General features: G+C 61.2%; 11 protein-coding genes. 6 read left to right on the top strand and 5 right to left on the bottom strand.

Annotation, left to right across the window (positions count from 1 at the left end; translation table 11 throughout):
* Positions 1-63 precede the first annotated feature (63 nt).
* Genes DENOEST_RS12500 through lptM form a run of 4 tightly spaced genes read right to left on the bottom strand, consistent with a single transcriptional unit; the run spans position 64 to position 5645 of the window.
* On the bottom strand, positions 64-3111 hold the full coding sequence (locus tag DENOEST_RS12500) for an efflux RND transporter permease subunit (protein ID WP_145771158.1): 3048 nt from the start codon (positions 3109-3111) through the stop codon (positions 64-66).
* Between the two features lie 39 nt (positions 3112-3150).
* On the bottom strand, positions 3151-4236 hold the full coding sequence (locus tag DENOEST_RS12495; RefSeq protein ID WP_145771157.1) for an efflux RND transporter periplasmic adaptor subunit: 1086 nt from the start codon (positions 4234-4236) through the stop codon (positions 3151-3153).
* A gap of 12 nt (positions 4237-4248) precedes the next feature.
* Positions 4249-5499, bottom strand: coding sequence for a diaminopimelate decarboxylase (gene lysA / locus DENOEST_RS12490; RefSeq protein ID WP_145771156.1), 1251 nt, complete (start codon positions 5497-5499; stop codon positions 4249-4251).
* Positions 5496-5645, bottom strand: a complete 150-nt coding sequence (gene lptM / locus DENOEST_RS12485; RefSeq protein ID WP_145771155.1) for an LPS translocon maturation chaperone LptM — start codon at positions 5643-5645, stop codon at positions 5496-5498. The genes lysA and lptM overlap by 4 nt, the downstream gene beginning before the upstream one ends.
* A gap of 50 nt (positions 5646-5695) precedes the next feature.
* Between lptM and cyaY the strand changes: the two genes are divergently transcribed.
* Positions 5696-6019: an iron donor protein CyaY gene (gene cyaY, locus DENOEST_RS12480; protein WP_145771154.1), complete on the top strand. Its 324-nt coding sequence runs from the start codon at positions 5696-5698 to the stop codon at positions 6017-6019.
* Here the strand turns inward: cyaY and DENOEST_RS12475 are convergent.
* Positions 6016-8319 carry a penicillin-binding protein 1A gene (locus tag DENOEST_RS12475; protein WP_145771206.1) on the bottom strand — a complete coding sequence of 768 codons (2304 nt, stop codon included), beginning with the start codon at positions 8317-8319 and terminating at the stop codon, positions 6016-6018. The genes cyaY and DENOEST_RS12475 overlap by 4 nt on opposite strands.
* Positions 8320-8605: 286 nt before the next feature.
* Between DENOEST_RS12475 and DENOEST_RS12470 the strand changes: the two genes are divergently transcribed.
* Genes DENOEST_RS12470 through pilQ form a run of 5 tightly spaced genes read left to right on the top strand, consistent with a single transcriptional unit; the run spans position 8606 to position 13758 of the window.
* Entirely contained in the window at positions 8606-9682 is a 1077-nt protein-coding gene (locus tag DENOEST_RS12470) for a pilus assembly protein PilM (protein ID WP_408640036.1), read from the top strand.
* Positions 9679-10290, top strand: coding sequence for a PilN domain-containing protein (locus tag DENOEST_RS12465; protein WP_145771152.1), 612 nt, complete (start codon positions 9679-9681; stop codon positions 10288-10290). Before DENOEST_RS12470 ends, DENOEST_RS12465 begins: the two co-directional genes overlap by 4 nt.
* A complete protein-coding gene (locus DENOEST_RS12460; protein ID WP_145771151.1) occupies positions 10290-10985 on the top strand; it encodes a type IV pilus inner membrane component PilO in 696 nt (231 codons plus the stop codon). Before DENOEST_RS12465 ends, DENOEST_RS12460 begins: the two co-directional genes overlap by 1 nt.
* A complete protein-coding gene (locus DENOEST_RS12455) occupies positions 10982-11554 on the top strand; it encodes a pilus assembly protein PilP (RefSeq protein WP_145771150.1) in 573 nt (190 codons plus the stop codon). Before DENOEST_RS12460 ends, DENOEST_RS12455 begins: the two co-directional genes overlap by 4 nt.
* Positions 11551-13758 carry a type IV pilus secretin family protein gene (gene pilQ, locus DENOEST_RS12450; RefSeq protein WP_145771149.1) on the top strand — a complete coding sequence of 736 codons (2208 nt, stop codon included), beginning with the start codon at positions 11551-11553 and terminating at the stop codon, positions 13756-13758. The genes DENOEST_RS12455 and pilQ overlap by 4 nt, the downstream gene beginning before the upstream one ends.
* The last annotated feature ends 1 nt before the right edge of the window (position 13759 follow it).

The raw sequence follows: 13759 nt of genomic DNA, 5'->3' as shown, positions 1-13759 counted from the left end.
CGCTACCAGGAAGCCGCCGACTGGCGGTGCAGTAGCTAGCGGGCTTTGGCTTCTGGAACGGGGCTATTTGCCGTGCCGCCTCTCCCGCCAGCCCTCGATCAGGGAATAGACCGCCGGCACCAGCACCAGGGTGAGCAGGGTGGAGGAAATCATGCCGCCGATGACGGTGACGGCCAAGGGCTGGTTCAACTCGGCGCCGGCGCCCAGGCCCAGGGCGGCGGGCAACAGGGCCAGGATGACGGTGGCGGAGGTCATCACCACCGGTCGCATCCGGGTGGGGCAGGCGTCGCGCAGGGCCTGCTCCACTTTCATGCCCTGGCTGCGGCGCTGGTTGGTGAGGTCCACCAGCAGGATGGAGTTCTTGGCCACCAGGCCGATCAGCAGCACCAGGCCGACGATGGAAATGATGTTGAGGGTCTGGCCCGTAGCCCACAGGGCGGCCAGGCCGCCCACCACGGCCAGGGGCTGGGCCAGCATGACGATGGCCGGCTGCAGGAAAGAGTTGAACTGGCTGGCCAGCACCATGTAGAGCAGCAGCAGGGCCAGCAGCATCAGGAAGCCGGTCTGGCCCATGGTTTTGCCCATCTCTTCCGCAGCACCGATCATCTTGACGCTGTAGCCCGGCGGCAGCAGGGTTTTGGCTATCTGGTTGAGCCTGGTGGTGGCCTTGCCCAGGTCGCTGCGGGGCGTGACGAAAAAGTTGGCGGCATAGGCCAGGTCGTAGCGGTTGATGGAGGCGGGGCCGAGTTTCTCGTCGAAGCTTGCCACCGAATCCATGCGCACCATCCTGCCGTCCTGGCCGCGCAGGAAAATCTTGGACAGGTCTTCGGGCCGGGTGATGCTGCCTTCCTTGGCCTTGACCCGGATGTCGTAGCGCTGACCATCGCCGGGTTGGTCGTTGTACTTGGCGATGTCGATGCCGCCGGAGATCAGGTTGATGGCCAGGGCGACTTCCGCGGAACTCAGTCCGGCTGCGGCGATGCGCTGGCGATCCGCCTGTAGGACCACCTGGGGCAGGTCCAGTTGCAGGTCGTTGTCCACGGAGATGATGTCCGGGTCCTGTTGCAGCCGGTTCTTGATTTCGTTGGACAGGCGTGCCACTTCGTCGAGGCTGGGGCCGGAAAGTACAAACTGCATGGGCTCGCCCCGGGCACCGCCGATGATCGGGTAGGGGGCGGGGAAGGCCTGGACGCCGGCCAGGGTGGACAGTGCCCGGGTGGCGGTGGCGATGGCCTGTTGCTGGCTGATCTTGCGCTGGTGGCGAGGGAGCATGCGCACCACCACCACGGCCTGATTGACCTGGGGTGACATGGTGCCGATCATGGCGAACTGGCTGACCAGCTCCTTTTGCTTGCGCAGGGTGGCTTCCACTTCCGCCAGCTTGCGGTCGGTGTAGTCGATGCTGGAGCCCAGGGGCGTGCGTACCATGACCAGGAAGCGGCCTTCGTCATCATCCGGGACGAAGGTCTTGCCCACGGCGGAGAAGAAAAAGACCGACGAGGCCACGACGGCGGTGGTGGCCAGGATCACTTTCCAGCGGTGTGTCAGGGTCCAGTCCAGGAGCCGGTGATAGAGATGGTCCATGCCCTGGAGGATGCGGTCCAGCCGGTGATACAAGGCGCCGTGCTGCTTGTCTACGTCCAGGTAGCGGGAGCAGAGCATCGGGGTCAGGGTCAGGGAAACGAACAGGGAGACCAGTACCCCCACGGTGACAACGATGGCGAAGGAGCCGAACATCTGGCCGAAGACGCCAGGAATGAATACCACGGCGGCGAAGATGCAGACCAGGGACAGGGTGGCGGCCATGACGGCGAAGGCCACTTCGTTGGCACCGTGGATGGCGGCATTGAGCGGGTCCGGGTCGATTTCCTCCCGGTGGCGGAAGATGTTCTCCAGCACCACGATGGCGTCGTCCACCACCACGCCGATCAGCAACAGCAGGGCCAGCATGGTCATGGTGTTGAGGGTTAGGCCAGCGAAATAGATGGCGGCGATGGAGCCCATCAGGGAAACGGGGATTGCCAGGGAAATGATGACGGTGGAGCGCCAGGAGCGCAGGAAGAACCAGACCACCAGGGCCGCCAGCAGGGTGCCCTCGATCAGGTGCTCCTTGAGGGAGTCGATGATGCTGACGATATGGATCGAGTCGTCTCCCACCACCTGGAGCTGCATGCCGGGAGGCAGTTGGGGGCGCAGTTCCTTTTCCACCTTTTCGATGACGCGCCGGGCGGTGGCGACGGTATTGGTGTTGGCAATCTTGACCACGCCGATACCCACGGTCGGGGTACCGTTGAGCCGGGCCAGATAACGGTGGTCATCGATGCCATCCTCAATCTCCGCCACGTCCCGGAGGTGGACGGGGGCGCCGCTGCGGTAGCCGACGATCATGCCGGCCAGGTCCTCGATCCGGTGGAATTCCAGGTCCAGCTTGACCTGGTGTTCGGTGTTCTCGCCAACGATGAAGCCCCCGGCGGTCTGGATGTGTTCCCGGGCGAAGGTATCGAGGATGTCCCGGGGGGCCACGTTGTGGGCGGCCATGCGCTCCGGCAGCAGGTTGACGCGGATCTTGCGTTCCTGCTGGCCCCCCATCCAGATGGCGCCGACGCCCTGGACGCTTTCCAGCTTTTTCTTGATGACGTTGGCGGCGTACTGGTTGATCTGCTGGGCCGTGCGGTCCCCTTGCAGGGCCAGCCAGATGATGGGCTGGGCATTGGCTTCCACCTTGTAGATCACCGGCGGGTCGGCATCCTTGGGCAGGCGGGAGACCGCCTGGTTGATCTTGGCTTGGACCTCGGTGAATGCAATGTCGATATTCTTGTCCAGGGCGAAGATGATGTTGACCCGGGAGATGCTGGACTGGGAGACCGACGAGATGTGCTCGATGCCGGGCACCGAGGTGATGGCCGTCTCGATTACGTTGGTGACGCTGGAATCGATGATCTCCGGATCGCCGCCCTTGAGCACGGTGGATACGGAGATGACCGGAAAATCCAGTCGTGGCAGGCGATCCACCCCGACCCGGTTGGAGGAAATGACGCCGAACAGCAGCAGCACGGCGCTCAACATCCAGGCCAGGACGTGGCGCTTGATGGATAGTTCGGGCAGGGTCATGGCGTGTTCCGGGGGCCGGCGGCGGGGAGGGCCGGCGCCTTAGGGGGCCGGCTGGCCGTGGGCGGCTTTGAGGGCGACGGGGGCGCCGTCGGTGAGAAAGCCGGCACCCTCCTGGACGACCTGCTCGCCGCCCTTGAGGCCTTCGGTGATTTCAATCATGCCGGCCTGGCGGGCTCCGATTCGCACCACCTGTTGGCGGGCCTTGCCATCCTGGATGACATACACCACCCGTCCGGCGGGGCGCAGCACTACGGATTGCTCGGGAACGGCCAGGGCGGCCGCCTTGCTTTCGATCACCACCCGTGCATCGATGCTGCCGCCACCATGCAGGCTGCCATCGCTGTCCAGTTCCACCAGGGCTTCCATGGTCCGGGCGCCGGTGCTGATGCCGGGGCGGATTTCGCTGATCTTGCTTTCGTACACCCGGCCCGGTACCTGGGGCGAGGTCAGTCGCACGGGTGTGCCACGCTTGATGCGGCTGATGGCGGACTCGGGAAAGGGTAGATGGGCGCGCAGCTTGCCGTTGGCGACCAGAGTGCAGAGAGGGTCGCCGGGACGCAGGTAGTCACCCACCGAGGCGATCTGGGTGTCGACCACACCATCCGCCGGGGCGGTGATGCGGGTCTTGCCCAGGTTGCGGGTCGTGGCTTCGAGCCTGGCCTGGGCGGCGGCCAGTTGCTCCTTCAGGGCGTCCCGCTGGGCGCGCACGTCTTCGCCGGCATTGTGGGAGATGAATCCCTTGGCCACCAGTTGCTGTTGGCGTTCGGCCAGTTTTTCCTGCTGACGGCTCAGGGCCTCCAGGCGCCTTACCTCGGCGGCGTCGGCCCGTTGGGCGAGGGTGGCATCGGCGGGATCCAGTACGGCCAGAATCTGGCCCTGTCGCACTGCGCGACCGGGCACGGCCTCCATGCGCAGCACCTTGCCCGATACTTCAGCTGAAATCTTCGGATCCACCAGGGATTCGAGGCTGCCCGTGGTCTGTTCGACCACGTCCATGGCCATGGTCTGGACCTGGTGACTGGTGATCAGGGTGGCCGGTGGGCCGGTGGGTTTTTGTTCCTGACCCTTGCCACAGGCTGTCAGGATGAGTGCCACCGTCAGGGTCGGTAGCCAGGGGGAGCGCATGGGGGAGTCTTTCTAATGGGGCAGCACCGACTCCAGGGCGAACAGCTGGGCTGTGTCCTCCCTTTGGCGGATCAGGTGCATCCGGCCCTGGTCCACCATCACTTCGGCGGCGCGGGCACGGCTGTTGTAGTTGGAACTCATGGTCATGCCATAGGCGCCGGCGGACATGATCGCCAGCAGGTCGCCCTCGGCCAGGGCCAGTTCACGCTCATGGCCCAGGAAGTCGCCGGATTCGCAAATGGGGCCGACGATTTCGTAGGCATGGGCCTGGCCGGCACGGGGCGCCACCGGCTGGATGTCATGCCAGGCGTCGTAGAGGGCGGGCCGCATCAGGTCGTTCATGGCCGCATCCACCACGGCGAAGCTTTTCTCGCTGCCGGGCTTGAGGATTTCCACCCGGGTCAGCAGGAGACCGGCGTTACCCACCAGGGAGCGGCCGGGTTCCAGCAGCAGCTTTTCCTTGCGGCCGGCCAGGGCCTTGAGGGTGGGGGCGAGATACTCGGTGGCGGAGAGGGCGGTTTCATCCCGGTAGCGGATACCCTTGCCACCGCCAATATCGATGTGCGCGATGGTGATGCCTTCCCGGGCCAGGGTATCCACCAGGCCGAGGATTTTCTCTGCGGCCTCGGCGGCGGGCGCCGGGTCCAGCAATTGGGAGCCTATGTGGCAGTCGATGCCCTGGACATGCAGGTGGGGCAGAGCAGCGGCCCGCCGGTAGAGGGCCAGGGCGTCTTCAAAGGCGACGCCGAATTTGGCGGTCTTGAGACCGGTGGATATGTAGGGGTGGGTCTTGGGGTCCACGTTGGGATTGACCCGCAGGGACACCGGTGCCCGTTTGCCCAGTTGGCCCGCCACCTGGTTCAGGTGATCGAGTTCGGAGGCCGATTCCACGTTGAAGCAGTGGATGCCGGCCTCCAGGGCAGCCCGCATTTCGTCCTGACGCTTGCCGACGCCGGAAAAGACCACCTTGGCCGGGTCGCCGCCAGCGGCCAGCACCCGTTGCAGCTCTCCACCGGAAACGATGTCGAAGCCGGCGCCGAGGCGGGCGAATACATTGAGGAGGGCCAGGTTGGCATTGGCCTTCACCGCGTAGCAGATCAGGGCATCCCGGCCCGTCAGGGCCTGGCGATAATCCTCGAAGGCGGCGGTCAGGGCGGCCCGGGAATAGACGTAGCAGGGGGTGCCGAAGCGGGCCGCAATTTCCTGCAATGAAACCCCCTCCAGGTGCAGTTCGCCCTGGAGCAGTTGGGGGCCGGCGCTCATGGCGCGCTCTCTTTGGGGGCGGTGTTATGATCCGCCGCCGGGGCCTTTGCAGTGGCGACAGCAGGTTTGGGCAGGTAGAGCGGCCCCTTGGTGCCGCAGGCCGAAAGCGCGAGCAGCGCGCCCAGGCAGATCAGAAGCCGGTGCATGGTGGAATCGAGTCAATTAACCCAGAAATGGGGTCGGATAATATCACGCGATGAACGAGAGCGAATTCAACTCCCTTGCCGATGGAATGCTGGCAGCCCTGGAACAGGCCATGGACGCTTGTGGGGCCGATCTGGACTATGAACTCAAGGCTGGTGGGGTGCTGGAAATCGTCTGTGCCAATGGCAGCAAGGTGATCGTCAATCGCCATACCGCGGCCCGGGAAATCTGGGTGGCGGCCCGCTCCGGTGGCTTCCATTTCGCTCCATCCGCAGGGCGCTGGCTGAGCGCCCGGGACGGCAGCGAACTGCTGGAAACCCTCTCCCGCTGCCTGTCCGAACAGTGCGGCGAGCCGGTGGCCCTGGTAATTCCCTAGTTTTTCTTTTCCGCCGTCGGCCGTTCCACCGGCCTGGGCTTCACTTCCTGGACAGGCGCGGGAGCCTGCTGGGGAAGTACATGCTTTTCCTCGGGAGAGGGGCTCTCGGTTGGTAGCCCCTCCTTGTAGATGAGTTCGCGCACCGGCGTGTTGCCGCTGGGATCACTGGCCTGGATGGTGGTCAGTCCTTCCGGCGCTTCCATATAGCTTTCCGGCGCGTTGCGCAGGGCCTTTTCCATGTAACCGATCCACATCGGCAGGGCGGCGCTGCCGCCGGTCTCGCCACCGCCCATGCGGCGAGGCTGGTCGAAACCGATCCAGGCGATGCCCACCACGGTGGGGTGATAACCGCAGAACCAGGCGTCCACATAATCGTTGGTGGTACCGGTCTTGCCGGCGATGTCTCGGCGCTTGAGTTGAACGGCAGCCCGGGCGGCGGTACCGCGCAGGGTGACTTCGTGCATCATGCTGTCCATGATGTAGGCATTGCGGGCGTCGATGGCGCGCAGGCTTTCGTCGCCGGCCACCGAGGGATCGAATCGGGCCAGGACCTTGTCGTGGCTGTCTACGATCTGTTTCACGACGAAGGGCTGGATGCGGTAACCGCCGTTGGCGAACACGGAATAGGCGGCCAGTTGTTGCCAGGGAGTGACGGAGCCGGCGCCCAAAGCCAGGGTGAGATAGGGTGGATGTTTGTCGGCATCGAAGCCGAAACGGGTGGCATGCTCCTGGGCATAGTGGGGGCCGATGGAGCGCAGCAGCCGGATTGACACCATGTTCTTGGATTTTGCCAAGGCGGTGCGCAGGGTCATCGGGCCTTCGTATTTGCCGTCGTAGTTCTTGGGCTCCCAAGCCTGGCTGCCGGTTTCCGCAGCGGAGATGACGATGGGTTCGTCGGGAACCACCGAGGCCGGGGTATAGCCCTTTTCCAGGGCCGCCGAGTAGATGAAGGGCTTGAAGCTGGAGCCGGGTTGGCGCCAGGCCTGAGTGACGTGATTGAACTTGTTGCGGTTGAAGTCGAAGCCGCCCACCAGGGCGCGGATGGCGCCGTCGATGGGGCTGGCGGCAACGAAGCCCGCTTCCACCTCCGGCAACTGGGTGATCTGCCATTGCCCCTTCTCGTCCTTGACCACCCGGATCACCGCCCCCCGACGCAGGCGCTTGTTGGTGGGAGCCTTGTCCTCCAGCATGCGGGACGCGAACTTGAGGGTATCGCCGGCGAGGGTGACGATCTCGCCGCCCCGCAGGTAGGCGCGAACCCGCGCCGGGGAGGCCTCCAGCACGACGGCGGCCAGCAGGGTGTCGGAGTCGTCGATGTCGGTCAGGATATCTTCCAGTTCCTCATCCTGCTCCGATTTGACGTTGCTCATGTCGGCATAGGATTCCGCGCCCCGATAGCCGTGGCGGCGGTCGTAGTCCATCACTGCCTTGCGCAGGGCAACATAGGCGGCTTCCTGCTCATCCCGGACCACAGTAGTGATGACCTTGATGCCGAGGGAGTAAACGTCTTCCTGGTAGCGTTCGTAAGCGATCTGGCGGGCCATTTCTGCCACGTAGGCGGCATGGGTGCCGAAGTCATTGACATCGCGCTTGACATGAAGGGTTTCGGTCTCGGCCCGTTTGTAGCCGGCATCGTCGATGAAGCGCAGTTCGTGCATACGGCGCAGGACGTAGAGCTGGCGCAATCGGGCGCGCTTGGGATTGGCCACCGGGTTGTAGGCGGAGGGTGCCTTGGGCAGGCCTGCCAGCATGGCCGCCTCGGCGGGACTGATGTCTTTGAGGGGCTTGCCGAAATAAATCTGGGCAGCGGCAGCAAAGCCATAGGCCCGCTGGCCCAGGTAGATCTGATTGACGTAAAGCTGGAATATCTCGTCCTTGGACAGGCTGTGTTCGATCTTGAAGGCCAGCAGAGCTTCGTAGATTTTCCGGGTCAGGGTTTTTTCACTGGACAGGAAAAAATTTCGAGCCACCTGCATGGTGATGGTGGAGGCGCCTTGACGTTTTCCCCCGCTGGTGAAGTTGGACCAGGCGGCCCGTAGCACCCCCAGGGTATCGATCCCAGGGTGCTGGTAGAAACGCTCGTCTTCGGCGGCCAGGATGGCCTGTTTCATCACCACTGGTACATCCTGGATGCGGACCACGTTGCGCCGCTCCTCGCCGAACTCTCCGATCAGGTGTCCGTCCGCAGAATAAACGCGCAGAGGGATCTTGGGCTGATAGTCCGTCAGTACGTCCAGGGAGGGCAACTGGGGAAAAATCAGTATGGTGATGATGCCGACCAGCGCTGCCGTTACGATCATCAGCCCGAGCAAGGCCAACAGGGGGTAGAGCAGCCAGCTAAGGTGGGGAGCGCGCGCGTTCAAGGGGTAGGTCCAGGGAAGTGCTTGGGCGGCGCATTATATCTGGGCCTGTTGGTCGGCCTTTGCTGGTCCAGGGGAGCGCCGATAGGATGGCCTGTGAGACGGGGAAAGCATTGAATGAGCTAAAAAAATTTGCTTTACAGTCGATATAGTTGTTGCTAGGATTTGATGTAAATTATCAGTATTGGCTTTAAGTGTATGTTTTTAAAGGAAAAGCCTCTTGCAAATTGATCTCTCGATCTTCAATCCAGCCAAGCGGCCGCTTATTGGTCTGGATATCAGTTCGTCCTCGGTCAAGATGGTGGAACTGGTCGAGGGGGAGCGGGGTGGCTATCAGGTTGATCGTTACGCGATTGAGCCTTTGCCCCGTGAGGCGGTGGTGGACGGCAAGGTCGTCAATATCGAAGGTGTGGCGGAGGCCGTTCGGCGCGCCTACAAACGCATGGGCGCCATTACCAAGTATGTCGCCATGGCATTGCCCGCTGCGGCAGTGATTTCCAAGAAGATCGTGTTGCCTGCCGGCCTGCGGGAGCAGGATATGGAAGTGCAGGTGGAATCCGAGGCCAATCAATACATTCCCTTCGCCCTGGAGGAGGTCAATCTGGATTTTCAGGTGATCGGTCCGGCGCCGTCGAGTCCGGACGAGGTCGAAGTGTTGCTGGCTGCGTCGCGCAAGGAAATGGTGGAGGATCGGGTGGCCTGTAGCGAAGCGGCTGGTTTGAAGCCCCTGGTCATGGATGTTGAGTCCTATGCGGCCCAGGCGGCCTTCGAACTGATTGAGTCCCAATTGCCGGATGGGGGACGGGACCAGGTGATTGCGTTGGTGGATATTGGTGCGAATGTCATGAATGTCACCATGCTGCGCAATGACCAGACAGTGTATTCACGGGAGCAGGCCTTCGGTGGCGGTCTGCTGACCCAGGACATCATGCGCGCCTACGGAATGAGCCTGGAGGAAGCGGAGGCTGCCAAGCGTAGGGGAGATGGCTTGCCGGAGAATTACGAGACCGAGATTCTCTCTCCCTTCGCTGAAAATCTCGCACAGGAAGTGGCGCGAGCCATGCAGTTCTTCTTTACTTCCACGCCCTACACGCAAGTGGACCATATTGTTTTGTCGGGGGGCTGTTCTGTGATCCCTGGTTTGAGCGATGTGGTACTGGCCCAGACCCAGGTGGATACCATTGTCGCCAATCCATTTGTTGGCATGACAATTTCATCTCGGGTCAGGCCCAAGCAATTGCAGTCTGATGCACCTTCGCTCATGGTGGCTTGTGGGCTTGCCTTGCGGAGGTTTGATCAATGATCCGGATCAACCTGCTTCCCCACCGTGAGGAAAAACGCAAGGCTCGGCGTGAGCAGTTTTTTGCCTTGCTGGGAGTCGTCGCCATTGCGGTGGTATTGATCTGGTTCTTGGGGTTTTCAGCGATCAATGGCTACATCAAGAGTCAGAATGCAAAAAACAAGTTTCTCGAAAAGGAAATCGAGGTACTGAAAAAGGAGATTGCAGAAATCTCTTCCCTCAAGGAGCAGACCGATGCGCTGCTCAAGCGCAAGCAGGTCATCGAGTCCCTCCAGGGAAATCGCTCCGAGACGGCAAGCGTGTTTGATGAATTGTTGAAACGGGTCCCCGATGGTGTAAGGCTGTTAAATTATGCGCAGAACGGCGCCAATATCAGCCTTTCCGGTGAATCGGTTTCTGAGGCAAGGGTGTCGGCCCTGATGCGTAATCTCGAGGAGTCCCTCCTTTTTCAGGCGGTCAGTCCCCTGGAAATTCGCGCTGTCACTGCCAAGGATGGGCGGCAGGTCTTCGGATTCCAGATGAAAATGGTCATTGAGCGACCGGCGACCGGCAAGGAAGAACTGGCAACGGTGGGTGGCGCCAAGGTCAAGAAGTCCGGAGGCGGCAAGTGATGAAAAAACTTTCCGTGCCAAAAATATCCTTGCCGGCGGTGGATTTTCAGCAGTTGATCGAGGATTTCAAGACTCTGGATCCGAAGGATCCGGGGATGTGGCCCATGGCGCCCAAGGTAGTGATTCTTGTGGTTTCCTTTGTGGTAATGCTGGGTCTGGCGTGGTTTCTGGGCTGGAGTTCGCAACTTGAGGAATTGGATGTTGCCCAGAAAAAGGAACTTACGCTCAAGGATGATTGGTTGGCCAAGAAGAAACAGGCGGTCAACCTGGACGAGTACAAGAAACAGTTGGTGGAAATCGATCGTTCCTTCGGCGAGTTGTTGAAGCAGTTGCCCAACAAGGCCGAAATGGATGCGATGATCATTGACATCAGTCAGTCTGCGTTGACGCGGGGTTTGAAGGTGGAGTTGTTCAAGCCGGGGAATGAGGCCAGGAAGGAGTTTTATGCCGAAATGCCCATCACCCTGCAATTGAACGGCAGTTATAACGACCTGGCCTATTTCGCCGCGGATATCGCGAAACTGCCCCGTATCGTGACCCTGAACAATGTCAAGCTCAAACCCAGTGCCGATTTGAAGTCCGGGGTGATCGGCATGGATGCGGTTGCCATGACTTATCGATATCTGGATACCGAGGAAATGGCAGCCCAGAAGAAGAAGCAGAAGGGGCCCGCCAAGAAGGGGGGCAAGAAATGAACAGACGTATCGGCAGGTCTTGCTGGCGACCCGCCGTGCTGCTCGCATTAACGGCCGTCTTGTCGGCTTGTGGATCGGGGGAGCCGGAAGATATTCGGGCCTGGATGAAGGAAAGTACGAAGGATCTCAAGGCCAAGATTCCGGAACTGCCCAAGATCAACCCCTTGCCTGTGCCTGTCTATGAGCCGGGCGAGGCCCTTTCGCCATTTTCCATTGGCAAGCTGACATCTGACTCCGCCATGGGAGGCAGCAGCAAACCCGGTCCTAAAGCCGGAGTGAATCCGGACGCCCATCCTCTGGTGCGGGTACCCATCGAAACCATACGGCTGTTGGGTACCTTGCGGGTTGGCAAGGATCTGGTGGCTGTTGTCGCCTCCGACCGTAACGCCGTTTATCGGGTAAGGGTGGGCGATTATCTTGGACAGGGCTATGGGCGCATCACCGCAATTCACCCAGCCACGCAAGATGCAGATGCCGAGGTGCTGGTCAAGGAAACCGTGATGGAAAAAGGCATGTGGGTCGAGCGAGACAACCGAGTGGCCGCCCCATCCCAAGGAGAGAAAAAATGACAGTCAAACTATTGCGTCGCCTGTCGATCGCGGTGTGCGCACTTTGGGCATGGTCGGTTACTGCGGCAGAAACTGGACCGGCCAATGCCATCGAGCGGGTGGAATACTCGCAATTGTCGGGACAGACCCTGGTCAAGGTCACTCTGCGCAACCCATTGGACCGTGTGCCATCGTCGTTTACCGTCTCGAATCCTTCACGTATTGCGTTTGATTTTCCCGACACGGCGAATGCGTCGGGTGCTGGTGTCCAGGATGCTGGAGTGGGTAGCCTGCGCAGCATCAACGTGGTGCAGGCCATGTCCAGAACCCGCCTGGTGCTCAATCTGACACGCCCCAGCCGTTATGAGCAGCGTCTTGATGGGCGGCAACTATTCATTAGCCTGTCCGATGAAGGGGCGGTTGCCGCAGTTGCTGCAGCCCAACCCAGGATTGCAGTGGCACCACCCTCAGCGCCAGGGGCGGTACCAGCCATCAACAATCTTGACTTTCAGGCCTCCAGTTCTGACTTGGCTATTATCAAGCTTGATCTGACAGAGCCGGGTGCCCTGCTTGATGTGAAACAGCGGGGATCAGGTCTGGTGTTGACCTTCCTGACTGCGGAGCTGCCGGAACGTCTTGAGAAACGGCTGGATGTGCGGGATTTCGGTACCCCGGTGGTCACGCTTACCGCCAATCGCAGTGGTTCCGGCAGTCAGATCATCCTGACCAACCGGGGTGACTGGGATTACAACCTGCGTCAGGTGGATAGCTCGGTGGTCCTGGAGGTGCGCCGTATTACTGCGGACCCCACCAGCCTCGCCAATACCAAGCAGGTTCAGGGCAAGGTGGTTAGTTTCAATTTCACCCAGCCGGTACCCGTGAGCCAGATGATCGGCCTGTTCCAGGACATCACCGGGTTCAACTTCGTGATCATGCCCGGAGTGACGGGTGAGATTCAGAGTTTGAAAATGGACAACACACCCGTGAATGTGGCCATCGATGTCATTGCCCGCATGTATGGCCTGGGTTTCCGCCGCTACGGTGACGTGGTGATGGTAGGCAAGGCCGACGACTTGGCCAAGTATGACAAGGATGAGCGAGAACGGGCTGCTGCCCTGGCCAGTGTGGACCCCATTGAACAGGAGTCGATCAAGGTGCGCTACCGGCCGGCAGCAGAGATAGTGCAGGCCCTGATGGGCGGTACGGACAGTTCTCAGGGGACTGGCACGGGACAGGGGGGCTCAGGAGCGACGCCACCCGGGGGGGGCAATGCGCCGCCTCCTCAAGTTGGTTCTGGCGGGCAGGCGCAGGCGGTCAGCGGCGCGACCCGGTCACTGATTTCCAGCCGCGGCGCCATTTCCCACGATTCCGTGACCAATACCATTTTCGTGGAAGAGACCAAGGCACAGCTGGAGCGGATTCGGGAGCGGGTTTCCATTCTGGATCGTCCGGTTCGCCAGGTGATGATCGAGGCGCGGATCGTTAGCGTGAAGGATGACTACAGCAGGACGCTCGGCGCCAAGCTGAACTTCCTGCGCATTCCGGGTAACGCTGCCGTAAGTGGAACAAACCCGATGAGTGCCAGAGTGCCTTCAACGATTACAGGGACCTATGGTACCGGCTCACAGATGCACGTAAGTGGGGGGTTCGATGCCAGTGCAGGTGCACAAGCGGGAGATATGATGTTCTCCCTGTTCAACAAGAACCAGACCCGCCTGCTCAACCTGGAAATCTCCGCCAGTGAAACCGACAATGCCTTGAAAGGTGTGGCCAGTCCGAAGGTGATCACCCAGGATGGCCGGCAGGCCAGTATCACCGCCGGTCAGAACATCTGCTTCCAGTTGAGCGGAGGCATCAATGGCCCGACCACCAGTTGTATCGACGCGGCGACCAAGCTGGATGTGACACCCCGCATCAATCCGGACGGCAAAATCTCCCTCAAGATCAACGTCAACAAGGGGGAACCTGCAGCCAATGCCGGTGGCGTGGTTACCACCAACAAGCGGGAAATCAAGACCAATGTGGTGGTGGAAAACGGTGGCACCCTGATGCTGGGCGGTGTGTTCGAGGACTCCACGACCAACAACGAGGACAAGGTGCCCTTGCTGGGCGATCTGCCGGTGGTGGGCCATTTGTTCAAACAGAATCTGAAGCAACGCAATCGGGCGGAACTGCTGATCTTCATCACGCCGCGTATCGTGACGGAAGAACTGACCCTGCAATAGA

Origin of the sequence: Denitratisoma oestradiolicum, from assembly GCF_902813185.1 — a bacterium.
Lineage (GTDB): Bacteria > Pseudomonadota > Gammaproteobacteria > Burkholderiales > Rhodocyclaceae > Denitratisoma > Denitratisoma oestradiolicum.
Note: the sequence above shows the minus strand (reverse complement) of the source record. Positions and strands in the feature narration are given on the sequence as shown.